Origin of the sequence: Streptomyces sp. NBC_00377 (assembly GCF_036075115.1) — a bacterium.
Lineage (GTDB): Bacteria > Actinomycetota > Actinomycetes > Streptomycetales > Streptomycetaceae > Streptomyces.
The window spans coordinates 6,228,855-6,252,858 of sequence record NZ_CP107958.1; the positions used below are offsets into that span (position 1 = coordinate 6,228,855).

22 protein-coding genes and 2 pseudogenes are annotated in these 24,004 nt (G+C 69.7%); 9 read left to right on the forward strand and 15 right to left on the reverse strand.

Annotation, left to right across the window (positions count from 1 at the left end):
* Positions 1-380 precede the first annotated feature (380 nt).
* The 4 genes from OHS71_RS27700 (at position 381) to OHS71_RS27715 (ending at position 5,156) form a co-directional block, all read left to right on the forward strand.
* Complete coding sequence (locus OHS71_RS27700; protein WP_328484667.1) at positions 381-1,220, forward strand: SDR family oxidoreductase; 840 nt, start codon at positions 381-383, stop codon at positions 1,218-1,220.
* A gap of 6 nt (positions 1,221-1,226) precedes the next feature.
* A complete protein-coding gene (locus tag OHS71_RS27705; protein ID WP_328482030.1) occupies positions 1,227-2,564 on the forward strand; it encodes an NAD(P)/FAD-dependent oxidoreductase in 1,338 nt (445 codons plus the stop codon).
* 94 nt (positions 2,565-2,658) lie between these two features.
* Positions 2,659-4,146, forward strand: coding sequence for a cytochrome ubiquinol oxidase subunit I (locus OHS71_RS27710; protein WP_328482031.1), 1,488 nt, complete (start codon positions 2,659-2,661; stop codon positions 4,144-4,146).
* Positions 4,146-5,156 carry a cytochrome d ubiquinol oxidase subunit II gene (locus OHS71_RS27715; protein WP_328482032.1) on the forward strand — a complete coding sequence of 337 codons (1,011 nt, stop codon included), beginning with the start codon at positions 4,146-4,148 and terminating at the stop codon, positions 5,154-5,156. Before OHS71_RS27710 ends, OHS71_RS27715 begins: the two co-directional genes overlap by 1 nt.
* 65 nt (positions 5,157-5,221) lie before the next feature.
* Here the strand turns inward: OHS71_RS27715 and OHS71_RS27720 are convergent, their stop codons facing one another.
* Entirely contained in the window at positions 5,222-6,802 is a 1,581-nt protein-coding gene (locus OHS71_RS27720; protein ID WP_328482033.1) for a GMC family oxidoreductase, read from the reverse strand.
* A 174-nt stretch (positions 6,803-6,976) separates the two neighbouring features.
* Positions 6,977-7,501 (reverse strand): gluconokinase, encoded by a 525-nt coding sequence (locus OHS71_RS27725; protein WP_328482034.1) that lies wholly within the window; start codon positions 7,499-7,501, stop codon positions 6,977-6,979.
* A gap of 158 nt (positions 7,502-7,659) precedes the next feature.
* Here OHS71_RS27725 and OHS71_RS27730 point away from each other — a divergent pair, with 158 nt between their 5' ends.
* Positions 7,660-8,622, forward strand: a complete 963-nt coding sequence (locus OHS71_RS27730; RefSeq protein ID WP_328482035.1) for a 2-hydroxyacid dehydrogenase — start codon at positions 7,660-7,662, stop codon at positions 8,620-8,622.
* Between the two features lie 21 nt (positions 8,623-8,643).
* On the opposite strand, the gene OHS71_RS27735 is transcribed toward OHS71_RS27730, so the two are convergent.
* From OHS71_RS27735 to OHS71_RS27755, 5 genes and pseudogenes are all read right to left on the reverse strand, one after another.
* On the reverse strand, positions 8,644-9,588 hold the full coding sequence (locus OHS71_RS27735; protein ID WP_328482036.1) for a cyclase family protein: 945 nt from the start codon (positions 9,586-9,588) through the stop codon (positions 8,644-8,646).
* Between the two features lie 3 nt (positions 9,589-9,591).
* Positions 9,592-11,412 (reverse strand): glycoside hydrolase family 15 protein, encoded by a 1,821-nt coding sequence (locus OHS71_RS27740; RefSeq protein ID WP_328482037.1) that lies wholly within the window; start codon positions 11,410-11,412, stop codon positions 9,592-9,594.
* Positions 11,413-12,156: 744 nt separating this feature from the next.
* A complete protein-coding gene (locus tag OHS71_RS27745) occupies positions 12,157-12,570 on the reverse strand; it encodes a PIN domain nuclease (RefSeq protein ID WP_328482038.1) in 414 nt (137 codons plus the stop codon).
* Positions 12,567-12,824 (reverse strand): type II toxin-antitoxin system VapB family antitoxin, encoded by a 258-nt coding sequence (locus OHS71_RS27750; protein WP_328482039.1) that lies wholly within the window; start codon positions 12,822-12,824, stop codon positions 12,567-12,569. Before OHS71_RS27750 ends, OHS71_RS27745 begins: the two co-directional genes overlap by 4 nt.
* Before the next feature lie 179 nt (positions 12,825-13,003).
* Positions 13,004-13,309 (reverse strand): annotated as a pseudogene (locus OHS71_RS27755) (DUF418 domain-containing protein); the annotation flags it as partial.
* A 177-nt stretch (positions 13,310-13,486) separates the two neighbouring features.
* On the opposite strand from OHS71_RS27755, the gene OHS71_RS27760 reads away from it, so the two are divergent.
* Together OHS71_RS27760 and OHS71_RS27765 are read left to right on the forward strand one after the other, a co-directional pair.
* Positions 13,487-13,927, forward strand: coding sequence for a hypothetical protein (locus tag OHS71_RS27760; RefSeq protein ID WP_328482040.1), 441 nt, complete (start codon positions 13,487-13,489; stop codon positions 13,925-13,927).
* A gap of 228 nt (positions 13,928-14,155) precedes the next feature.
* A complete protein-coding gene (locus OHS71_RS27765) occupies positions 14,156-14,932 on the forward strand; it encodes a hypothetical protein (RefSeq protein ID WP_328482041.1) in 777 nt (258 codons plus the stop codon).
* Positions 14,933-15,089: 157 nt separating this feature from the next.
* Here the strand turns inward: OHS71_RS27765 and OHS71_RS27770 are convergent, their stop codons facing one another.
* From OHS71_RS27770 to OHS71_RS27805, 8 genes are all read right to left on the reverse strand, one after another.
* Positions 15,090-15,476 (reverse strand): MFS transporter, encoded by a 387-nt coding sequence (locus OHS71_RS27770; RefSeq protein WP_328482042.1) that lies wholly within the window; start codon positions 15,474-15,476, stop codon positions 15,090-15,092.
* Complete coding sequence (locus tag OHS71_RS27775; protein WP_328482043.1) at positions 15,421-16,254, reverse strand: enoyl-CoA hydratase/isomerase family protein; 834 nt, start codon at positions 16,252-16,254, stop codon at positions 15,421-15,423. Before OHS71_RS27775 ends, OHS71_RS27770 begins: the two co-directional genes overlap by 56 nt.
* 228 nt (positions 16,255-16,482) lie before the next feature.
* Positions 16,483-16,866 carry a class I SAM-dependent methyltransferase gene (locus OHS71_RS27780; protein ID WP_328482044.1) on the reverse strand — a complete coding sequence of 128 codons (384 nt, stop codon included), beginning with the start codon at positions 16,864-16,866 and terminating at the stop codon, positions 16,483-16,485.
* 57 nt (positions 16,867-16,923) lie between these two features.
* Positions 16,924-17,586, reverse strand: a complete 663-nt coding sequence (locus OHS71_RS27785) for a response regulator transcription factor (RefSeq protein WP_328482045.1) — start codon at positions 17,584-17,586, stop codon at positions 16,924-16,926.
* Between the two features lie 108 nt (positions 17,587-17,694).
* A complete protein-coding gene (locus OHS71_RS27790; RefSeq protein ID WP_328482046.1) occupies positions 17,695-18,849 on the reverse strand; it encodes a low temperature requirement protein A in 1,155 nt (384 codons plus the stop codon).
* Positions 18,850-18,922: 73 nt separating this feature from the next.
* The gene (locus tag OHS71_RS27795) at positions 18,923-19,774 is read right to left on the reverse strand and encodes an alpha/beta fold hydrolase (RefSeq protein ID WP_328482047.1); all 852 of its coding nucleotides are present in this window, start codon (positions 19,772-19,774) and stop codon (positions 18,923-18,925) included.
* A gap of 52 nt (positions 19,775-19,826) precedes the next feature.
* The gene (locus OHS71_RS27800; protein ID WP_328482048.1) at positions 19,827-20,642 is read right to left on the reverse strand and encodes an oxidoreductase; all 816 of its coding nucleotides are present in this window, start codon (positions 20,640-20,642) and stop codon (positions 19,827-19,829) included.
* Between the two features lie 453 nt (positions 20,643-21,095).
* Positions 21,096-22,106: an alpha/beta fold hydrolase gene (locus OHS71_RS27805; RefSeq protein ID WP_328482049.1), complete on the reverse strand. Its 1,011-nt coding sequence runs from the start codon at positions 22,104-22,106 to the stop codon at positions 21,096-21,098.
* A gap of 759 nt (positions 22,107-22,865) precedes the next feature.
* Between OHS71_RS27805 and OHS71_RS27810 the strand changes: the two genes are divergently transcribed.
* A complete protein-coding gene (locus OHS71_RS27810) occupies positions 22,866-23,444 on the forward strand; it encodes a TetR/AcrR family transcriptional regulator (protein WP_328482050.1) in 579 nt (192 codons plus the stop codon).
* Positions 23,445-23,746: 302 nt separating this feature from the next.
* Positions 23,747-23,998: pseudogene (locus tag OHS71_RS27815) on the forward strand (ImmA/IrrE family metallo-endopeptidase); the annotation flags it as partial.
* Positions 23,999-24,004: the final 6 nt, after the last annotated feature.

A 24,004-nucleotide genomic window follows, 5' to 3' on the forward strand; every position in this document is an offset into this window, starting at 1 on the left:
GCCGAGTGTTCATCAGGCTGAGTGAGCGTGTGAGCGAGGGGCTTTCGGCCGCTAGCGGACGTCCAGGCCGCCCCCTGACAGGGGCCCTGGCGGAGCGGGGTGGGGTCCTCGATCACCACAACGGTGGTGACCTGTCCCTGCACGGGCGTCCGGCGGATCGGGGCAGTTCTTAACCCGATCGTGTGGCGTGCCTGGCCAAGTGTGGTTATGTTGCGTGCCGGTTTGTCGTATTTGCGCCGCAGGGTGTTTTCGTCTGGGAGCCGGGTACGCGACGGCTCCTGTGGCTTGTCCTGACGGACCTGGCCGACGTCCAGCCGTACTCCTGCGCGTCGTCCGGTTGCCGAGGGCGTTCGTCCGCAAACGCTGAGGGAGAGAACGTGGTGGCAGGAAACGTCGACACGAGCCAGGGAGCGGTGTCCGCGCAGCTCCTCAGGGGCCAGAAGGCGCTGGTGACCGGGGCCAACTCGGGCATCGGCCTGGCTACCGCCGTTGCCCTGGGCCGGGCCGGAGCGGACGTCGTGGTGAACTACGTCGTCGGCGCGGACGAGGCCGAGAAGGTCGTGGCGGACATCGAGGGCTTCGGGGTCCGCGCCTACGCCCACGAGGCCGACGTGTCCGACGAGGACCAGGTGACCGCCATGGTCGCGCGGATGGTCGAGGAGTTCGGCACCATCGACATCATGGTGGCCAACGCGGGCCTCCAGCGGGACGCGGCCGTGACGGAGATGACGCTCGCCCAGTGGCAGAAGGTCATCGACGTCAATCTGACCGGTCAGTTCCTGTGCGCGCGGGAGGCTGCCAAGGAGTTCGTCCGGCGCGGCGTGGTGGAGGAGGTCTCCCGTTCGGCCGGGAAGATCATCTGCATGAGCTCGGTCCACCAGATCGTCCCGTGGGCGGGGCACGTGAACTACGCCTCCTCCAAGGGGGGTGTGGGCATGCTGATGCAGACCCTCGCCCAGGAGCTCGCCCCGAAGCGGATCAGGGTCAACGCGGTCGCACCCGGCGCCATCCGCACGCCGATCAACCGCGACGCCTGGTCCACCCCCGAGGCCGAGGCCGACCTGCTGCGCCTGATCCCCTACCGCCGCGTGGGCGACCCGGACGACATCGCCAACGCCGTCGTCGCCATGGCGTCCGACCTGCTCGACTACGTCGTCGGCACCACCCTGTACGTCGACGGCGGAATGACGCTCTTCCCCGGCTTCGCCACCGGGGGCTGATCTGCGATGCAGGATCACATCACGCCCCGCCGGGTGGTGATCCTCGGCGGAGGGTTCGCGGGGCTGTTCGCCGCCCGTGCCCTCCGGAAGTCGCCGGTGGCCGTGACCGTGGTCGACCGCCGCGCCCACCACCTCTTCCAACCGCTGCTGTACCAGTGCGCCTCCGGCATCCTGTCCGAGGGGCAGATCGCCCAACCGCTGCGCGGGGTCCTGCGGCGCCATCACAACGTGAGGTGCGTCCTCGCCGAAGCCACCGACGTGGACGCCGGCGCCCGGGTGGTGCACGCCCGGCGGCCCGGTGGCGGAATTGTTCAGCTGCCCTATGACGATCTGATCGTCGCGGTGGGGATGCGCCAGTCCTACTTCGGGCACGACGAGTTCGCCGCGCACGCCCCCGGCATGAAGACCCTGGACGACGCGCTCGACATCCGCCGACGGATCTACCGGGCGTTCGAGATGGCCGAAACGGCGGCCAACGAGCGGGAACGGCAGCGGTGGCTCACCTTCGCCCTCGTCGGCGGCGGGCCGACCGGTGTCGAACTCGCCGGACAGCTCCGGGAGATCGCCGACCACACGCTCGACCGGGAGTTCCAGAGAATCGATTCCGCCAAGGCCCGGGTGCTGCTCTTCGAAGGGTCCGACGCGGTGCTGGGCGCGTTCGGCCCCCCACTGGCCCACCGTGCGGCGCGAACCCTGCGGGACCTCGGTGTGGAGCTCCACCTGGGCACGAGGGTCACCGACATCGACGCGCACGGCCTGACGGTACGGGACCGTGACGGCAGGACGACGTGGTTCGGCGCACGCACGGTGCTGTGGACGGCGGGCGTCGAGGCCCCGCCGATCGCCGCGGCGCTGGCCCGGGCGACCGGCGCCGAGCAGGACCGGGCCGGCCGCATCCTCGTCGGACCCGACCTCACCGTGCCCGGCCATCCGGAGATCCGGGTCACCGGTGACGTGATGAGCCTGAACAGGCTGCCGGGCCTGGCCGAGGTCGCCATGCAGTCCGGGGCGTACGCGGGCCGGACGGTGAGGCACCAGGTCGAAGGCAGGACGAAGAAGCCGAAGCCCTTCAAGTGCGTGGATCTCGGCAGCGCCGCCTACATCGCCCGCGGCCGCGCTGTGGTCAAGGCCGGCCCGCTGCATCTGTCGGGATTCACCGGCTGGCTTGCCTGGCTCTTCATCCACCTGGCCTTTCTCACCGGCTTCCGCAGCAGGATGGGCGCTGTGCTCAGCTGGTCCGTCGCCTTCGCCACCAGCTCGCGCCGGGAACGCGCGTTCACCCTGCCCGACACCGACGGATCGGCGGTCGGGGCGGGCGGCCCGAAGGCGCCACCGCCTCCCTGAGAACGCGCCGTCCGGGCCGATTCTCTCCGGGCGTCCCCCGCATCCTGTCCCTCCTCAGCCCGCCACTCCGGCAGGGCAGACCATCGAGGCGCACATGCTCAGCACCGTTGCACTTCTGGCCGACAGCACCCCGGCCCAACTCCTGCCGGCACGGGAGCTGATGGCCTTCACCCTGGCCTCGCACATCCTGCTGGTCCCGTTCGGCGTCGCACTGCCCTTCATCACGCTGCTCATGCACCACCGGGCGCTGCGCCGCAACGACCCCGTCGCCCTCCTGCTCGCCCGGCGCTGGTCGGCGGTGATGGCCGTCCAGTTCGCCATCGGCATCATCACCGGCACCGTGCTGTCCTTCGAGTTCGGGCTGCTGTGGCCCGGCATGATGGGCCGCTGGGGCGACGTCTTCGGCCTCGGGTTCGGCGTCGAGGCATGGGCATTCTTCCTCGAGGCCGTCCTGATCGCGATCTACCTCTACGGCTGGCGCCGACTCAAGCCCTGGACGCACTTCTGGCTCGCCGTACCGCTGCCGCTGGCCGCCCTGATGGGGGCGTTCGGCATCATCGCGGCCAACTCCTGGATGAACACCCCCCAGGGATTCAGCCTGGACGCCCAGGGCAAACCGATCCACGTCGACGTGCAACAGGCGATCTTCACACCGATGTTCGGACCGGAGTACTGGCACTTCGTGGTCGCGATGCTCCTGACCGCCGGCTACGTGGTCGCCGGGGTGTACGCGGTCGGCTGGCTGCGCGGGCGTCGCGACCGCTACCACCGGCTCGGCTTCACCGTGCCGTTCACGGTCGCCGCGATCCTCACTCCCGTCCAGTTCATGCTGGGCGACTCCGCCGCCCGCGCCGTCTTCCACAAGCAGCCGATCAAGTTTGCCGCCACGGAGATCGTCTGGAAGACCGACACCCACGTACCGGAGTACATGTTCGGGCGGTTGCATCCCGATGGGACGATCTCCGGAGGGATCAAGATCCCTCAACTGGACTCGATCCTCGCCGGCTTCAAGCCCAGCACCCAGGTCACAGGCCTGACCTCGGTCCCCGCGAGCGACCGTCCGACGGCCACCCAGGCCACCATCGCCCACTGGGCCTTCGACATCATGGTCACCATCGGCAGCCTGCTGATCCTGCTCGCGCTCTGGTACGCCTGGTCCTGGTGGAGACATCGGGACAACCCGCGCAGCCGCTGGTTCTACCGCTGTGCCGCGCTCGCCGGAGTCGCCTGCCTCTTCACCGTGGAGTGCGGCTGGATCACCACCGAGGTCGGCCGTCAGCCCTGGATCGTCTACAACCACATGAGGGTCTCGGAGGCGGTCACCAGCACGAGCGCCGGATCCCTGTGGACGATGCTCGGCATCGTCATCGTCGTGTACGTGGCTGTCTTCGGCGCGTTCCTCGCGGTCGTCCTGAAGATGCGCACCCGCTGGCGCATCGAGGATGAGGGTGCGGCCGCGGCGCGCGCCGAACAGCCGCCCGAGACCGACACCCCCTACGGGCCCAGGAGCGAGCCCGAGCCGACAGCCTCCGGCGCAGCGCCTGGCGGCGGCTCCGGCCACACCTCCGGCGGTGCGTCGTAATGGCCGAATTCATCGCATGGGTGCTGGTGGTCGCGATCGCCGCCTACGCCTGCGCCGGGGGCACCGACTACGGCGCGGGTCTCTGGGATCTCCTCGCGGGCGGGGCGGAGCGCGGCAAGCGGCCACGCTGGCTGATCGACCACGCCATGGCACCGGTCTGGGAGGCCAACAACGTCTGGCTGATCTTCGTTCTGGTGATCATGTGGACCGGCTTCCCGACGATGTTCCAGGCCGTCTTCTCCGCCATGTGGCTGCCGCTCGCCCTCGCCGCTGTCGGCCTCGTGCTCCGCGGCGCCGGGTTCGCCCTGCGCAAGCCGACCCGACGCCTGGCCCAACAACGGATCTACGGTGCGATGTTCGCCGTCTCGTCACTGGTGACGCCGTTTTTCTTCGGGGCGGTGCTCGGCGGCATCGCCTCCGGGCACGTCGAGGTCGGCACGACCGCCTCGGCCGACGCCTGGGCCAATGGAACCTCCGTCCTGACGGGGCTGCTGGCCGTCGCCGCCACCGCCTTCCTCGGTGCGGTCTTCCTGTGTTCCGACGCCCTTCGGTTCGACGCGCACGACCTCGTCGACTATTTCCGCCTGCGCGCGCTGCTCGCCTTCGCCGTGGTCGTCGTTCTCGCACTCATCGCCCTGCCGGTCACCCACGACGACGCCCGCTACGTCTGGGACGGCCTCACCGGGGGCATGGGACTGCTGCTCATCGTTCTCGCGGCGGTCTGTGGTCTGGCCACGGTGCTGCTCGTGTGGCGCCGGACCTACGGTTGGTCGCGCTACACGTCGGTGGCGAGCGTGGCCCTGGTCGTCGGCGCCTGGGGCTTCGCGCAGCGGCCCTACCTGCTGCCCACCACGCTGACGGTGACCGAGGCGGCCGGCGCCCCGCACACCCTGCGCTGGCTGATGATCGTCACGGCCATCGCGATCGTGCTGGTCGGTCCCGCACTGGTTCTGCTCTACCGGCTCGACACGATGGGGGAGTTGGAGGAGCTCACCGACGCCGACACCTGACCCGCCAGAGCGCCCGGCGGCGATCTGTAGCGGCGCTCGGCTAGCCCAAGCGAGAGAGCCGCCGGTCAGTTCAGCCGGGCGGCGATGTGGTCGCCGACCCGCAGGGCGTTGGCGATGGCGGTCAGCGACGGGTTCACCGCGCCGATGCTGGGGAAGAAGCTGGTGTCCACGACATAGAGGTTGTCGAGGTCGTGGGCTTTGCAGTAGACGTCGAGGGCCGAACTCTTCGGGTCGTCGCCGAACCGCACGGTGCCGGCCTGGTGGGCGGTGGCACCGATCGGCATGCCCTTGTGCAGGTAGATGCTGTGGTCCAGCAGGTGGTGCTCGTGCATGCCCAGGTGACCGAGCATGCCCCGCAGCTTGTGCTGGAGGCGCTTGAGTCCGGCGGTGTTGTTCTTCTCGTCGAGAGCCAGGTGGATGGCGTCGTCCTTGTCGAGGGTGACGCGGCTCTCGGGCAGCGGAAGGTCTTCCCCGCACAGCCAGAAGTCGACGGCGTGGTGGGCGAGTACCTCGAAGGGCATGTCGGGTGTGACGGCACCGGCCCAGCGCGGTGCCTCGCCGTGGATCTGGTCGGCGTCCGACTTGCCGAGCATCTGGATGCCGCCGAGCGGGTAGTCCCAGTCGTCCGCGCCGAGATACCAGTCGTTCAGCGCCAGGGTCTTCTGGAACCGGGTCGGGTTGGGCTCCTTCGACACTGCCATCAGCGCCAGGTTGTTGTGCCGCATGTAGTGGCGTCCCACCACGTCCGAACTGTTGGCCAGGCCGCCGGGGTGCTTGTCGTTGGCCGAACGCAGCAGCAGCACGGCGGAGTTGACCGCGCCGGCGGCGACCACCACGATGTCGGCGCTGAATTCCTCGGTCGTTCCGTTGTCGAGCTCGGCGACTACTTTGGTGACGGTGCGTCCGGTGGGGTCGGTCTCCAGGCGCCGCACGTTGGCGCCGGTCACCATCGTGACGTTGTCATGCTTCAGCGCCGGGTCGACGCAGATCACCTGCGCGTCGGACTTCGCGCCCACCAGACAGGGGAATCCGTCCACCCGGTCGCAGCGGATGCAGACGCTGTCGTGGGTGGCCCGGCCGTGCTCGTCCTGGACGAGGTTCACGCCGATCGGCAGGTGGAAGGGGTGCAGGCCCACCTTGCCGAGATCGTCGCTGAGCTGCTGGATACGCGCCTCGTGCTCGACCGGCGGGTAGGCGTACTGCGCGCTGGTTGGCCCTCCGGTGGGGTCCTCGCCGTGCCGGCCGTGCACCAGGTAGAGGTGCTCGGCCTCGGTGTAGTACGGCTCCAGGTCGTCGTAGTGGATCGGCCAGGCTGGAGAGACGCCGTTGTGGTGGCGCAGTTCGCCGAAGTCCTCGGGACGGAGCCGGAAGAGCGCGGCGCCGTAGAACTTGGTGTTGCCCCCGACGTAGTAGTTGACCTCCGGCGGGAACTCCTTGCCGTGCTTGTCGTACCAGAACTCCGGGGCACGGTACTTGCCCTTGACGAAGACGGCGGTGGAGTCCCAGTTGTCCCGCTCCCGCGGCAGGTAGCCGCCGCGCTCCAGTATCAGGATCCGTTTGCCGGTGGGGGCCAGCCGGTGGGCGAGCGTTCCGCCGCCCGCTCCCGTACCGATGACGATGACGTCGTAGTGCTGATCGTCGGCCATGAGAGGGTCCCGTTCTAGGAGTCGTCGGCTGTCCTGGCCGTAGTGCCCGCCCGGAGGGGGCCGCTGCGCCGCGTCGCTCCGGACAGGCACTCGACAATCGGAACATTTAGGTCCAAATTTCACCGTAACGGGTGGGTGGGGCAGGAGCGACCCGGGAGCCGGACAGGTGCGCGGTCACCTGATCTCCCGTACGGCGTGCGCCGCCTTGTCGGCGATCGTCTGCGGGTCGGCGGCCGCGTCGACGGTCAGGCCGGGCTCGTTCGGACGCAGGGGTTCGAGAGCGGCGTACTGGGAGTCCACCAGCCGGGCGGGCATGAAATGGTCCACCCGGCCTGCGACCCTCCGGGCGGCGGTATCCCGGTCGAGAGCCAGATACAAGAACCACGTGCCCGCGCCTGCGCTGCGGAACAGATCCCGGTACTCGCGCTTGAGGGCCGAGCAGGCCATCACCCCGCCCCGCCCGTCGTCGGTCGCCTCGCGGATCCGGTCGGCGATGGACAGCAGCCACGGCCCACGATCCTGGTCGTCGAGCGGCCGGCCTGCGGCCATCTTGGCGCGGTTCGCGGCCGGGTGGACGTCGTCCGCTTCCAGAAAGGGGACCGCGAGCCGCTGTGCGAGCAGCCGCCCCACGGTGGACTTCCCCGAACCCGAGACCCCCATGACCACCACGACCGGGGGTGCCGGATCGGTTGTGGCCATGGTGAACCTCCGAGGCCATCGGGGCCCTGGGCGAGCTGCGGTGTCCGCTGCGGGAGTCGAGATGCCTCGGGAGATCGCCGCCGTGCGCTCGCGCCGGCAGCGACACGGGCAGCCGGGCCCACTCAGGCGCTTTGAGGGTATTCATCTAGATTTGTATCATGAGTCCGATGGGCCGTCCTGCCGATCCGGGTGCCGCCAGGTTTCTGCTTCCGTACCCGCCCTCACGGATCGGCGGCCTGCCCGGGGGCCTGCCCGTGGCGGTGTGGGAGGGCACAGGCGATCCGCCCGCCGACGAGAGCCTGGCGGAGGTGGAGTTCTTCGTCATCCCCTACGGCCGCACGGACGTCGCGGCGGCGCTGCTGCCGCGCATGCCGCGGCTGCGCGTCGTCCAGTCCCTGTCCGCCGGTGTCGACGAACTTGTGAAGCACATTCCCGCCGGCGTCGTGCTCTGTAACGCCAAGGGAGTGCACGATGCCAGCACCGCAGAGCTGGCCGTGACACTCGCCCTCGCGTCGCTGCGCGGAATCCCCGGCTTCGTCCGTGCCCAGGACACCGAGCAATGGCAGTCCGGCTTCCACCCGGCGCTGGCCGACCGCACCGTTCTGCTCGTGGGATACGGCTCCATCGCCGCCGCCGCCGAGGACCGGTTCACCCCCTTCGAGTGCGACATCCTGCGGGTCGCCCGGACTGCCCGCACCGCCGCGCGCGGCCCCGTCCACGCCCTCTCCGATCTGCCCGAACTCCTGCCCCGCGCCGACATCGTGGTGCTCACCGTCCCGCTCACCGACGACACCCGCGGCATGGTCGACGCGGACTTTCTCGCTCTCCTGCCGGATGGCGCCCTGCTGGTCAACGTGTCCAGGGGCGCGGTGGTGGAGACCGACGCGCTGCTCGCCGAACTCAGGACGGGACGGCTGAGCACGGCCCTCGACGTCACCGACCCCGAGCCGCTGCCGGCCGGGCATCCGCTCTGGCACGCGCCCAACACGCTGATCAGCCCTCATGTCGGAGGCAACAGCTCGGCCTTCCTGCCACGGGCTCTACGGCTGATCCGCACCCAACTGCTGCGTTACGACGCCGGGGAGCCGCTGGAGCACACCGTGCTGCCTCGTGAGGTCTGAGCCGGCCCGGGGTCCGATGCGTCAGAGGACGGCGATCGGGTTGACCGGTGAGCCGGTGGCGTCCGGCAGCCTCAGTGGCGCGATCACGCAGAGGAAGGACCAGCGTTTCTCCGCCTCGCAGAGCGGCGCCAGGTCCTCGAACTGAAGGTAGTCCAGCAGATGAAGGCCCATGGCGTGGACCGCCAGCACATGCACGGGGAAGTCGACACCCTCGGTGGAACTCGGGGCCGTGTCGTTGTTCCCGTCACCACCGAGCACGGCGACCCGCCGGTCCGCCAGGAACTCCAGCGCCGACGGGTGGAGCCCGGCGCGCTCACGTGCCGCGTGCCACGCTCCCAGTTCGGTGCGGCGTCGGCGGTGGCCGACCCGGATGAAGAGGAGGTCGCCCTCTCCCACGGGCGCGTGCTGGGCTGTCTCGGCCGCGGCGAGGTCATCGGCGGTCACGTGATCACCCGGTTCGAGCCAGGGCACCCCGCGCAGCCGCGGAACGTCCAGCAGCACTCCGCGTCCCACGATCCCGTCACGCACCGCATCGAGGGAGAGCGCCGTGGCCCCGCCCGCCGTGACGCTGCTGGCGGAAACGCCGCCGTGCAGGGTGCCGTCGTAGATCACGTGGCACAAGGCGTCGAGATGGCTGTCGGCGTCGCCGTGCACGTTCATCGCGAAGCTGTCCCGCGCGAAGTGCAGTCCACTGGAGGCCCCTTCGCCTGGCCGCCCGCTCATCCGGTGTTTCGCGGGCTCCGGATTGTCCGGGCCGGGCATCGTCTCCACCGGCGCGGCGAGCGTCACCGTCCGGCCGGTCCGCACCTCGCGGGCGGCGGCCAGCACCCGGGCGGGAGTGAGCGCGTCCAGAGCCCCCCGCTCGCCCGAGGCCCAGGCGGCGCGCGAGAGCAGGCGCCGGTACAGCACGCCGAACTCGTCCTTGGTCAGCCGTGGTGGTTCGGCCGGACGGCCATGGGTGACCATGGGTCAGCGCCCGTGCTCCGCGTCGAGCGCCCGGTCGAGGGTGGTGGCCGCCATGATGAGCGACAGGTGGGTGAACGCCTGGGGGAAGTTGCCCAGTTGCTCCCCGCTCGGACCGACCTCCTCGGCGAAGAGCCCGACGTGGTTGGCGTAGGTCTGCATCTTCTCGAAGGTGTAGCGGGCCTGGGACAGCCGCCCCGCCCGGGCCAGCGCGTCGACGTAGAGGAAGGTGCACAGACTGAAGGTGCCCTCCGAGCCGCGCAGCCCGTCCGGCGACGCCGCCGGGTCGTAGCGGTAGACGAGACTGTCGGAGACGAGCTTGCGGTCCATCGCGTCGAGGGTGGAAAGCCAGGCCGGATCCCTCGGGGCGATGAAGCCGACCCTCGGCATGAGCAGGAGGGAGGCGTCCAGGACGTCTCCTCCGTAGTGCTGGACGAAGGCGCGTTCGTTCTCGCTCCAGCCGCGGTCCATGACCTGCTCGAAGATGGCGTCCCTGGCGCTACGCCACTTCACCACGTCGGCGGGCCTGCGGAAGTCCTCGGCCAGGCTCAGCCCGTGGTCGAAGGCGACCCAGCACATCACCCGGCTGTAGGTGAAGTCCTGGCGGCCGCCGCGGGTCTCCCAGATGCCCTCGTCCGGTCGGTCCCAGTGGTCGGCGAGCCAGTCCAGCAGCCTGGCCATCGTCTTCCATCCCCGGTAAGTGTTCTGCTGCGCGATCTCGCGGCCCTGGGACACGGCGTAGAGGGCCTCGCCGTAGATGTCCAGCTGGAGCTGGTCGGCGGCGCCGTTGCCGATGCGGACGGGGTAGGAGCCGCGGTAGCCCTCGAAGTGTTCGAGTGTCTCCTCCGGCAGGTCGGGGTTGCCGTCGATCCGGTACATCGTCTGGAGCGGCTCGTCCTCTTTACCCTCGCGCTCGTGCAGCCTGTCGACGAGCCAGTGGACGAAGGCGGTGGCCTCCTCGACGAAGCCGAGGTCCAGCATGGCCCGCACGGACAGCGCGCCGTCGCGTACCCAGGTGAACCGGTAGTCCCAGTTGCGCTCTCCGCCGACCTGCTCGGGCAGGCCCATGGTGGCCGCCGCGATGAGGGCGCCGGTGGGGGCGTAGGTGAGGAGCTTGAGGGTGATGACCGAACGGTGCACCAGCTCGGGCCAGCGGCCCCGGTAGCGGGACTGGCGCAGCCAGTCCTGCCAGAAGAGGCCGGTGTCATCGACCTGTGCGGTGAGCCCGTCGACCGTGAGAGGCGCGGGTGCCTCCCCGCCGGACGCGCAGACGGTGAACTCGGCGCCTCCCGACTCGCCGGCGCTCAGCGTCACCCTGCCGCGTACGTCCTGGCCGTCCCGCTCCAGCGGGAAAGAGGTCTGTAGATGCGCGTCCATGCCCGGGGACCGGAACAGGCCGGTGTTCCCGCCGAGTTCCAGCCGGTGCTCGGCCCGGCCGTAGTCGAAGCGCGGCCGGCACTCGAGCGTGAAGTCGACGGTGCCACGCACGGCCCGTACGACGCGTATCAGGGTGTGCCGGTCGGTGGCGGTGCGGGTTCGGTCCGGAGGCATGAAGTCGACCACTTCACCCACCCCGTCCGGCGACATGAACCGGGTCACCAGAATGGCCGTGTCGGGGTAGTAGAGCTGCTTGCACGTCAGGTCCGGGTGTTCGGGAGCCAGCCGCATGTACCCGCCGCCGTCGTGGTCGAGCAGAGCGGCGAAGACGCTGGGCGAGTCGCACCGGGGAGCGGCGAACCAGTCCACGACACCCTGCGAGGAGACGAGCGCGGCTGTCTGCAGGTCGCCCACCAGGCCGTGTTCGGCGATGGGAGGGTAGCGGTCCATGGCTGCTCCGAAGTCTCGGAATGAGGTTTCCCCTGCGTCCACTATCGGCCAGTCGGGTGATCCTGGCGCGCCGGAAGCCACTGAAGGCGCCCGGGGGTGCCGGAGTCCGAGCAGCACACTCGGCTTGCCGACCTCCCTCGGCCGGGCATTACTTACTGGAGTCGGCCGGACACGGACGGGAGAGCTCCGGCGCTCGGGCGGCACCCTGGTGCCGCGGCGGCTCCGTCGGTGAACGAGGGAGGTGGCGCATGGAGATGATCCACGTCCGGCTGGTGAGCCCCACTGATCTCACCTCTCGGGCGGTGGGGCTGCTGACCGACGACCGCTGGCACCGCGACGTCGCCTCGATCCGGTCACGGAAGGCAGTACACCACTGCGTCGGCCGGGGGACACGGCCGCTCGGCTGGTCCCGGGCGTGCGGATTACGAGGAGCCCCCAGGTGTGCGGTCGGCGTCCGCCGTCGGCCGACATCGCCCCATCTGACCTGCTAGAACGTCATGGATCAGCGTAGAAACTCAAGTGCCGCCAAGATCCCCGAAGGACTCATGATCCGTCGGCCGTGGGTTCGCGTCCCACCCGCCCCACCTGTGCAGGTCTTTCCCCTGTGGAACGTCGCCTCTCAGGTGCCGGAACGTCAACTCGGGCTCGTCGGACTGAATCCGCTGCTCGCGAGTTCGACGGCGAGTGCCCCGTTGCGACGGGCCACTCCCGTTCCTCGTCGCCGACTGGGCGGCTGTGGAGGCTCTACTGCCTGAGGTCGATCGTGCGGACCGGCTGTCCCGTGGTGCGGGCGATGGTGTCGAAGTCGTGGTCGCAGTGAAGCAGTGTGAGCCCCGCTTCCTCGGCGGCGGCAGCCACTAGGAGGTCCACGGGGCCCGCGCTGCGGTGCTCACCCTTGGCGGTCAGCTGTTCCTGGACGACACGGGAGCGGCGGTAGACGCCGTCCGGCATGGGGCACCAGACGTAGTGGGCGTCGAGCGCCGCCTTCACGCGCGTACGGTCTGCGGCCGAACGGGCTGAGTAGAGGACCTCGAGTTCGGTGATGTCGCAGATCGCGACGAGGCCGGCGCCGATCCTGTCATCCCAGTCGGCCGTGTTCTGGCGGAGCAGGACGCGGGCGAGCGCGGAGGTGTCGATGAGGTAATCGGCGACGGTCACTCATACGCTCCGGTGTCGGAGGCGGCGTCGGCTGTGCTCGTGGGCCGGTACTTGCTCTTGTCCAGGAGAAGGTCCATGTCCAGTGCGCCGTCGGTCACCAGCTCGCGGGCTTCGTCGAGCGCGCGCAGACGCCTATAACGGGCCGTTACTTCCCGCAGCGCGGTGTTGACGGTCTCGCGCTTGGTGGTGGTGCCGAGTTCCTTGGCCGCTTCTTCCAAGGCCTCGTCGTCGAGGTCGATCACGGTACGACTCATGGGTGCCCTCCTGTATATATCGACTAGAGTGTACCAAGATACAAGATCTTTTATATATGGCCCGTCGGTGGGAGGTAGCAGAGGTCCTGGCCTGTCAAAACTGCTCCTGAGGCTCCCCTGGCAGCGGGGCGAGCCTCAGTGGGTGGGAAGGTCAGTCCGCTGCCGACGGGCCACGGACGGGGCCCGCGGCGGAAGAAGCGGGACCAGATCGCGGCGAACACGATCGCCCCGAGGACGAACATGAGCAGCGGCACCCAGGACTGCTCGGTGCCGGGCCCGACCCCGAGCTCGGACAGCCAGGACTGCACGACGAAGTGGCCGACGTAGGCGGTCAGGGACATGGTGCCCACGGCGACGACCGGTTTGGCCAGGCGGCGCAGTCGCGGGAGGCGGTCCATCGTCACCGGCACGCCCGCGATCATGAGGATCGCCACTCCCACGCTGCTCATGATGTCGAACGTGGTGCCGCTGTGCGGGCCGGCCGTGAATGCCCTTCTCGAAGGCGCGCCGCCATGAAACACCGGCCACGTCCGCGGCGACGGGTGCCCTGCGACCGCAGCGGGGCAACTGCCACTGTCAGACCCAGGTGGCAGCATCACCGAAGTGAACGCCCTGAGGCGTCCTCAACTCACCTCCGTAGCCCACGAAGAGGAGCATTCCCCTTGCGACTGCATCACGTAGCGCCCGGCATTGCCGCGGGCATCCTCGCCCCGGCCCTCCTGCTCGCCACGCCGTCCTTCGCCGCCACGGCGGCACCGACCGCGGTGACGGTGCCCGCGGTGTCCTCGTCCGCGGCCGAGCCGGACGCCGATGACCTGAGGGTGGCCATAGTCCGGATCCTCGCCGACCCGGACAGCGGCCGGCGCGTCATCGCCGAGGTCAACGCCCTCCTGGACGCCAACGACTCCGACGCGATGCGCGCCTGGCTGGAGACGGGCTACCGGATCGCCCAGGCCGAGGACGACCGCGTTGCCATCGCCCGCATCCTCGCCGACCCGTCCATCAGCCCGGCCCTGCGCGCGGCAGCCAACGCCGCACTCGACGACAACACACCCGATGCACTGCGCCGCTTCCTGGAAGTCGGCAGGTACCAGGTCGCCTGACCGGCACGGCGCCGCACCACAGCGCGTCGCCCGGGTGGCACCCCCTGCCGCACGCCCGGTCGCCGGAACGCCGAGAATCCGGGCGGGGCCGCCTGCACCTCTGTGTGGCGGCGGCCCCCGCCCGGCAGGCCCTGCGCCGGCTCGGCGCCCTCCGCAGAGCTCTGTGGTCTCGCCGCCCGGTGCGGCAGGGGCCACTGACACCTCCGACAGCAGAAAGCACATTCTTCGATGACCACACAACTCCTACGCACCGGGCGCAGCGGTCCGCAGACCGCTTCCGCCGTGACCGACCTGCCGTTCAAGCCTCAGCTCGTCAAAGCGGTGTTCAGGGACGTGACCTCGTTGCACGTCTCCCGGCCGGCCGCGTGGGCCGCCGCGTCGGTGACGCGGACCGTGCTGACGGAGATCATCGACGGCGCGAGAAGCGCGGCGGCCGAGGAGGCCAGGACGAGGCTGACTCCCAAGGACCTCATCTCGGCGATCGACCGGAACGTCGAGGTGGAGGTGGGATCGGCGTGGTACCTGCACAGCCCGACCTTCCACGGCCTGATGGGCGAGATGCGCAACGCCGATGGTGCGCTCGTGTCTCTTCGTGAGCGCCGCGGGGCGCGTACACCGAGTGGTGTGGCCGGCGCCCACCGGTTCGAGGCCGGGGTGAGAAGGCTGCTGGGGAGCCGGCGGGTGAGGGCCGTCCCGGCGATGGTCCGCGACCTGGACGGAATCGCGAGCGTGTTCCTGACGGCCCTGGCCCGGGACGCGGCCAAGGTCGTCCGCGAGGGCGGGGTCAAGCGGTTCGGGACGGTCAGTCTGGTGGTGCCGGGCGAGCCGGCCCCGGCCCCGCTGCTCAAGGATCCGCTCCTCGCCCTGTCCACCCGCTGCGGGGACGGGCGCACTGTTGGCGGGGGTGACGTCCTGGCCGCCGTCACGATGCAGCTGTTCGGCGATCTCAGACAACGCGCCATCACCGAGGCGGCCGAGATGACACGGAACACGTCGGCCAACTGATCGGGCCCGCCCCTGCGCTCTGTCCACTGCGCACGGTTCCCCCGTGTGCGGCTCCCGGAATCTGCCGCCCGCATTCGGCTCCGGCAGGCTCGCGAGAACGGGCTCGTCGCATGGGCGCGGACCGCCGGCCGCAGGCACCCCACGGGGAAGACCTCCCTTAAATGGCCGTGCGAGGACGCAGGATCAGTGCGCCGCCGAGGCCGGAGATCAGCTGCGCGGCGCTCACCACGGCGGTGGTGTCGGCGGTCGCGGCGAGCAGCCCTCCCGCGACCATGACCACCACACCGACGCAGAACATCCGCTTGCGGCCGAAGAGGTTGCCCAGCGTGCCGGCCGACAGCACCAGACTGGCCACCACCAGCGTGTGCGCGCTGGTGATCCAGATCAACGCACTCGGGCTGACGTACCCCTGGTTTCCCGAGGATGTGGTCGGAGTCGGTTGCTGGGCGCACCGCCGTTGGGGCGCCAGGGCGGTGCGCCGTCGGCCGCTATGCCTGCTGGTTGATGAGCCCGGCGTAATAGCCGAGGTTCCGCTCGATCTCATCGAGACCGACCTCGGCGATGGCCTTGCCCAGCTGCGGCACGCGCGCCTGGAATCCCGGCCAGTTGACCGACTCGGCGAACTCCGCCCAGGACGCGCGCAGGTCGGCCACCGGCGGCAGAGTCGACCGGTTGATCTGTGCCTTCGCGCCCAGGACGGACGCCCTGTCGAAGGACGCGATGCGCGCTGCCACGCCGTTGACGAGGTCATCGAGCTCGGCGTCGGGGACGGCCCGGGTCACCCATCCGTACTTCTCGGCGCGCTCGGCGTCGTAGTCCTCGCTGGTGAGGACCGCTTCGAGCGCGCGGTCCCGTCCCAGCAGCCGGGCCAGACGGTCACTGCCGCCACCGCCAGGGACAATGCCGATCGCGACCTCGGGCTGGCAGAAGACCGCCTCCTCGAGGCTGGCGTAGCGCAGGTCGAAGGCCAGGGTGATCTCGTCGCCCCCGCCCCGCGTACGCCCGCGGATGGAGGCGATGCTGATGAAGGGGGCGCTGCTCAGCCTGGTGACGAGTTCGACCCACGTCGGGGTCCCGTCCGCGGCGTTCAACGCCAGGAGTTCGGGCACCTGGCCGAGATCGGCGTGGTTGAAGAAATATCCGGGCGTACCGCTGTCGAAGACGACGACCTGGACCTTCTCGTCTCTGCTCAACTCATCGACGACAGTGATCAGTTGGATGACAGTGTCCGCGCCGACGACGTTCACGGGCGCATTCGTGAAAGTAACGCGGCGGATCTTCGGCGCCACGGTCTCGATGCTGAACATGCCGTGCTGCGTCATGGTGTGCTCCGGTTCTGAAGTGTTCGAGCGGGGTGGGAAGGGTTGCGTGGGCCGGCGTGAACGCGCGGTGCACGTACGCCGGGGGGAGATTCGGCCAGACGACCCGGCTGCGCTCCACGCTGGAGAACCGCGTCGCCGGCTCGGCCGCGAACCGGCGGGCCGGGGGAGTCCAGGCCGCGTGGACGTAGGCGAAGGTGCTGAACCGGCCGTCCGCGCGCAGTACGCCGGTCACCGCGTCGAGGATCCGACGCTGCCGCCGTGCGGCATGACGGTCCACGGCAGACCGGACACGACGGCGTCGACCGGATGGGGGACGAGCGCCGGCAGGTCCTCGGCGGAACCGTGGACCACCTCGACGGTGCTGTCCCGGCACCGGTCCGCGAGCCGGCGGGCGAAGACGGGGTTGAGCTCGACCGCGACCAGCCGTGTCCCCGGTGCCGGCCGTCGCCGTATCGCCTCGGTGATCGCACCGTGCCGGACCCCAACTCCACCACGGCGTCGCCGTGTTCCAGATCCAGGCCGGCGGTCATGGCCTGCGCCAGTGTCGCTGAACTGGGGGGCGACGGCGCCGGTGAGCCGGGGGCGGCGAAGGAACTCGCGCATGATCGACATGTCCGAAACCTAGGGAGCGTCTGGGTCGTCGGAAACCATCCCGAGCGCCCGACGGGGTCACCCGCCAGGACGAACCAGTCCGCTCTCGTAGGCCATGACGACGGCCTGAATCCGGTCGCGAAGGCGCAGCTTGGTGAGGATCCTGGCCACGTGGGTTTTGACCGTGGTCTCGCCGAGGAACAGCTTCCCGGCGATCTCCGCGTTGTTCAGCCCGCGGGCCACCAGGCTCAGCACCTCGCGCTCGCGGTCGGAGAGCACGTCGAGCGTTGCGTCGGTGAGCGGAGCGAGGGCACCTGTGATGTAGCGGTCGATCAGCCGCCGCGTCACCGAGGGGGCGATGACCTTGTCGCCGCGCAGGACGCTGCGGATGGCCACGAGCAGCTCGGCGGTCGGCGCGTCTTTGACGAGGAAGCCGCTCGCTCCCGCACGCAGCGAGGCGTAGACGTACTCGTCGCGGTCGCACATGGTGAGGGCCAGTACCTGCGTCCGGGGCAACGCGGCCCGAACCTGCTCGGTCGCCGAGATGCCGTCCAGGCAAGGCAGCCGTACCTCCATGAGGACGAGGTCCGGGCGCAGGGTGAGCGCCTGCGCCACTGCCGTCTCGCCGTCCCCGGCCTCGCCGACGACCGTGAGGTCCGGCTGGCCGTCCACGACCATGCGGAGGCCGGCCCGCATCAGCTCCTGATCGTCGCAGATCAGCACGCTGGCCTTCTGCGTCATGGCGCCCGGCCAAGACCCCGGCCGGCCCCGGTGACGAGGACGGTGTGAGTGGAAAGGTTCATGGAAGGCTCCGGTGAGTCGGTCGGTGAGCAAGCGCATCGGTGGAGGTCAGCGCGGTGGGATCGGCTTCGCACGCGCCCTCCCCGGCTGATGGCGGTCTTCGAACACGGCCAGCGCGACGACGATTGCGGCGGCGACGACGGCCGACAGCCAGGCCGGCACCGCTGTCGTGACCGCGCATCCGACGACCAGGGCGGACAGCGTGATCAGCCGTGCCGGGCTCAGTGCGTCGAACAGGGCCGCCCCGTGCCAGGTCTGCGCCCCGATGTAGAGGGCCGGCCCGCCGAAGAGGAGCAGGTTGGTGGTGATGCCGGCGTGCTCCACCGGAGGTGCGATGACCCGTTCGTCGCCCGCGGCGGCGGCGATGATCCCGGCGACGGAGGCCATGAGACTGAGGACGCCGCTGCGCCCGGCCCTGATGGGGTCCTCGGTCCGCTCGTAGTGGCGGACGACGTGTTCGGAGCGACTGAAGAACAGCCAGAACAACGCGACCGTTCCGGTGAGCGCCACACTGCTGGTCAGCAACGTCATCGGCGCGTACGGCGCCGTGGTGAGCGCGGTGCCGGTCGTCATGATCGTCTCGCCGAACGCGATGATCATGAACAGTCGGCCGCGTTCCAGCAGGTGGCCGCCGGCGAAGGCGACCTCTCGGGAGTCCAGCCTGCGGCCGGGCAGTGGATGCGCCGCCCAGGTGCCCGCCAGCTCGATCAGGATGGCGGCGGCCCACCAGGTCAGCCGCGCGCCGCCGTCGACCGCCGCGCCGATCAGCCACAGAGGTGCGGCCGCGACGAACCAGACCAGGACGCGGATGAAATGTTCCTGGTTGACCCGGTCGAGGCCGACGGTCAGCAGCCATACGGTCCGGCCGATGTGAATGAGCAGGAAGGTGGCGACGAAGACCCAGCCGGCGTCGCCGAAGGCTCGTGGGATCGCGGCGTTCATGAACAGCCCCGCGAGCATGACCCCCAGCAGCATCCGCCTGGTCCGCGGGTTCTCGGCCGGGACGAGGGTGACCGCCCAGGTGGTGTACGCCCACGCCGCATAGACGGCGAGGTAGAGCACGAGCGCCTGGGCGGCGCCGGTCCAGGTGGGATGTACGAGGAGCCGGTGCGACAACTGGCCGATCGCGAAGACGTAGACCAGGTCGAAGAACAGCTCCAGCGGCGTGACCTCCCGGCGCGCCGGGTCGCTGGTCACCTGCACGATGACTCTCCTCAGTGCGGGAGGCGTCCCGACTTTGTCGTGCCTCCTGTGGGGCCGGTGTCCGTGTGAACCGTCAGTCGGCGAGGAAGGCGCTCACCTGGCGGGCGAAGTCCTTGGCGTGCTGGAAGAGGAAGGCGTGCCCGGCGTCGCTGTAGGCGACGAGGGTGGCGTCGGGGACGTACTGGACAGCGGTGTAGGACGCCAGGGCGGGGATCATCGCGTCCTTGATGCCGGTGGCGTACAGGACCGGCTGCCGGATGGTCGCCAGGTCCGCGCGCACCTGCTCGAAGGGGATCGACGCATCCTTCTGGATCGCGGCGATCTGGCCCATGGCCGCCGCCTCGGACACGTCGGGGCGTCCGGTGGCCAGCCGGGTGGCGACCCGGGCGAGGTGTGCGTACCCGGCGGCGCGCCCGGTGTCCGTGTCGGGGAAGAAGAGGAACACCAGGTCGTCCCCGGTGACCTCGGGCTTGGTCATGGTGGCCCGCACCTTCGGGTCCGGGTCGGGAGCACCGGGCACCGTCCCGCCGGGGTTGGCGGCCGCCACGACCAGCTTGCGGACCAGGTGGGGCCGGGTGCGGGCGATGTGCTGGGCGACGGTGCCGCCCAGGGTCCAGCCGAGCAGGTCGACCTGCGTGAGGCCGAGGGCCTCGATGAACTCGACGGTGCCGTCGGCGAGTCCCTCGACGGAGTCGCGTGGGGTGCCGGTGGTGTAGCCGGTGCCGACGTTGTCGAACACGATCACGTCGTGGGCGGCGGCGAGGTGGTCCAGGAACTCCGGGTCCCACCAGTCGAGGGTCCCGCGGACCCGGTTCAGCAGGACCAGCGGGATGCCGCCCCGGGGGCCGACGCGCCGGTAAGTGAACGTCGTGGAGGGGCCTTCCACGGTGAGGTCCTTCGCCGCGTCTGCCAGATAGGTGCTCATGGCGGGCTTCGCTTTCCTGTCGCTGCGTTTCATGACGGTCTTGTGGGAGTGGTCAGGCGGGCAGGCGGTTGAGCTTGCGCAGCTGCTGATCGAACATGCGGGAAGGCACGATGCGGCGCATGGTGCGCACGCGCCCGGTCATGGCGCCGGCGGTGTAGCGCAGCTTCGGCTTGGCGTCGGTCGCCGCCGCGACGATCTCCTTGGCGACGACGGCGGGGTCGTCGCCGTCCTTGACCGCGCCGGCCATGTACTCCTCGAAGACGTGGCGCTGCTTGGCGTAGACGTCCAGGGGCTGGTCGGGTCGCACGCTGGCGGCGTCGAACGCGGTGTTGGTCCAGGCGGGTTCGACGAGCAGGGAGCGCACGCCGTACTCGCGGAGTTCGTGGTCGACGGACTCCGAGTAGCCCTCGACGGCGTGCTTGGAGGCGGCGTAGACCGCCATGTAAGGCTGCGGCATGAAGCCGACGATGGACGAGATGTTGATGATCCGTCCGCTGCGCTGGGCGCGCATGTGTGGCAGGACGGCGTTGGTCATGCGGATGACGCCGAAGACGTTGATGTCGAAGAGGCCCTGGGCCTGTGCGGCGGAGCTTTCCTCGGCGGCGCCCGCCGAGCCGATGCCGGCGTTGTTGACCAGGACGTCGATCCGCCCGAAGCGGTCGATCACCTCGCCGACCGCGGCGGTCACCGAAGCGTCGCTGGTCACGTCGAGGTCGAGGAAGGTCACGCCCTTGAGGGGGGTGACCTGCGCGGTGTTGCGGCTGGTGCCGACCACCTCGTGGCCCGCCGCCACCAGCGCGAGGGCGGCCGCCTTGCCGATGCCGGAGGACGCACCCGTCACGAGGGCTACCGGACGTGTTGTCGCCATTGTGGGCTCCTGACTCATGGACTGCTTCGTCTTTACGGGGGTGTGGGGGTCGCGGCGTCGGACGCGGACGCCCGTCATGCCGAGGTCCGTCGCCGTCGCCGCAACCTCCAATCGGTTTCACCAATGTATCAACTTCTCATTCAAAGGCAACATGACAGCATCAATTAAAAAGACATCCGTAGCGTTCACGTATCTCTTACGGAGGGTCACGACGTCAGCGGGTCCTCCCCCGGAGCGCCCGCACCGCACCCGAGGAGCGCCCGCTCGGGCACTGTGGGAGGCATGCCTCTGTGTCGGTGCCCGCCCCGCTGCTGCCCTCCGGATGGACCAGGTCGGCGGCCCGATGCACGGCGATGCCCCGCCGGGCTCGGCTCCGGCGGGGCATCGGGCATGAGGCCGGTCTGCGGTCACCGCTCCTGTCGGCGCCGGCGACCGTCTCAGAGGGAGGGGCTGTCAGCGGTCGAGGAAGGCGTTCACCTCGGTGCCGAACTTGACGGCGTACTGGTAGAGGAAGCCGTGACCGGCGTCCGGGTAAATGTGCAGTTGCGCGTTGGGGAGGTACTTGGCCAACAGGTGGGAGTTCTTGGCGGGCATCAGGATGTCGCTCTCGCCGTCGGCGACCAGAGTCGGCTGGAAGAGGGCGTTCAGGCGCACCAGCTTGGACTTGTCGGGGATGCCCCACTCGGACCACGCGGTGAGCTGGCGGTCGCGGGTGGCGAGGCTGGAGGGGGCGTCGGGGTCAGTGATGCGCTGCCCGAGGCGCTGGAGGAACTCGCCTCCCGCGGCCTGGCTGGAGGCGGTGTTCTTGAAGAAGAGGAAAAGGTAGTCCTCGGGGCCCGGGGTGTCCTTCAGGGTCCGACGCAGGATGTTCGGGTCGGATGCGCGCTGGTCCACTCCGCCCTGGGGGCCGGTGGCGGCCAGGACCACACGGCGGACCTGCCAGGGGCGGCGCAGGGCGACCTCCTGGGCGACCTCGCCGCCGAGGGAGAATCCGAACACGTCGTAGCGGGGCAGCTTGAGGGCGTCGATGAAGTCGATGGCGTCCAGGGCCATCTGCTGGACGGTGCTGGCGGTGGTGCCGGTGGAGCCGCCGACACCGACGTTGTCCACGAGGATGACCTCACGCTTGGCGGCGATGGTGTCGATGAGCTTGGGGTCCCAGCTGTCGAGAGTGCCGCGGAAGTGCTGGAAGAAGACCAGCGGCACGCTGCCCCCGCTGGGGTGGCCGAAGCGGCGGTACTGGTAGGTGACGCCGTTGGCGGCCTTGACGCGCAGGTTGGGGGCGGTGCTGGCCCTTTCCGCGTTCTGCGCCTGGGTGGCCGAGTGCCGCGTGCCGCCGGAGCTGCCGCTCACGGCATTGGCCATGCTCGGTGCCGTGACGACGACAGCCGCGACGACGGACATACTGGCCAGCGCCACCGCGGTCCGCCGGGAGATACGGGTACCTCGAGTGTTTGAGGACATGCCAATTCCTTGAGTCGGGCCGGAGATCTCCCCGGCGCGTTGAACCTGCCGTGCGCTCCGTGAATGCTCTGCGGGCGCACGGGAGTCGGGGCTATTCCTGACCCGGCGACTTCGTCGAACCGGGCTCGCCCCCGTACGCATGTGAAAGCCCCAACGGGTCCGGGGACCTCCCGCTTGGATGCAGACCAGAGGTCACGGACTGCGCGAGGGTGGGGGAACTGGGAGCGACGACGCCGGTGAGCCGGGGGCGGCGAAGAGACTCCCGCATGATCGACATGTGCTGAAGCTAGGGATCGGCAATGTCGTCGGGAGTCGTCCCGGGCGCTCGACTGCGTCATCCGCCAGGGTGAATCAGTCCGCTCCCTTGGATCACGACGACAGCCGCCGTCGGGTCGGGCTCGAAGCGTCGAGAGCATGACAATTGCGCGGGTCGTGACCGGAGGGTTTGCCCCGGAGTGGTGAGTGGTGAATCTGTCGTGCGCCGACATCGTGGGCTGCGCGAGCCGGTGCCGCCGGCTTCCGGCCGCTGTCGCGACGCACCTGTCGAGTGGGCGCCGGCGTGGAGGGCGAAAGCGTTGCCTGACCGGCGACTTCGTCGAGTCGTCGCCTGTCGGGCGGTGCGGCGCAAACTCCAATATGTATCATCTATGTATCAGATAGAGGCGCATGCGCGGCGGGAAAGAATCAGTTATCGGGATACCCGTAGCGTTCACGTATCCTCTACGTGGGGACGGAAGCGAACGAGACAGGGAGACCGCTATGGGCCGACCGCTGCGGGCAGATGCCGAGCGCAGTGTGCGTGCGATTTTGGAGGCGGCCGAGCGGGTCCTCGCCGACGACGCCGGTGCCTCCATGGAGCAGATCGCCGAGGCAGCGGGGCTGACCAGGATCACGGTGCACCGCCGGTTCGCGAATCGGCAGGCGCTGCTGGAGGCGCTCGCCGTCTCCGCGAAGCAGCAGCTCCTCGATGCCATCGGGGAAGCCCGGCCCGACTCCGCCCCCGCGCTCGTGGCCCTGTACCGCGTGACCGCGAACGTCCTGCGGGTCAAGGGCACCTGGCGCTTCACCCTCAGTCACGCCACGCCCCATACCAGCGCCGCAGCCGCCATCTGGGAAGAGATCGACACCTACACCCTCGAACTCCTCGCGCGAGCGCAGAACGAGGGACTCCTCGCCCCGGACGCGGACCTGGACTGGACGCGGCAGGTGTATTACGCCCTCCTGAGCGAAGCCCTCGACAGGCCGGGCGCCGACCAGGATCCAGCCGCGCAGGACCCGGACGCGCTGGCCGCACTCGTCATCGACACACTCCTGCACGGCGCGGGGCCACGCGGCTGAGCCGCGACTGCTCGACACGACGCCGGATCCACTGACCGACCGCCGACGCCGCCGAAGCGTGTCGGCGGCCCTCACTCACGCCTGGCGGCGCTGGTTGGCCCGCGTAGCCACGCGGACGCGCGGTGGGGCACCTCGGCCCCTTTTCCCTGTACCGAAACTTGTCTCCGCACGGTTATGAGTGGATCGACGAGCGTTTCCAACTGCCCGCCCCCGACCTGCCCTCACTCGGCAAACCCGACCCGGAGACGGCCGCCGAGATGGTCCGTACCCGATGGGAACTCGGAAACGCACCGGCGCCGAACATGGTGCACCTGCTCGAAGCCCACGGCGTCCGGGTCTTCTCCCTCCCACCGGATTCACTGGAGGTGGACGCCTTCGCGGTATGGCGGGGCAGCGTCCCGTTCGTCTTCCTGAACACGATGAAGACCGTCGAGCGCGGCAGGTTCGACGCCGCCCACGAACTGGGCCACCTGGTCATGCACGGCAGTGGCGAGCGCCTCTGCACCGGCCCGGACGCCGAACGTCAGGCGAACGACTTCGCCAGCGCGTTCCTCATGCCC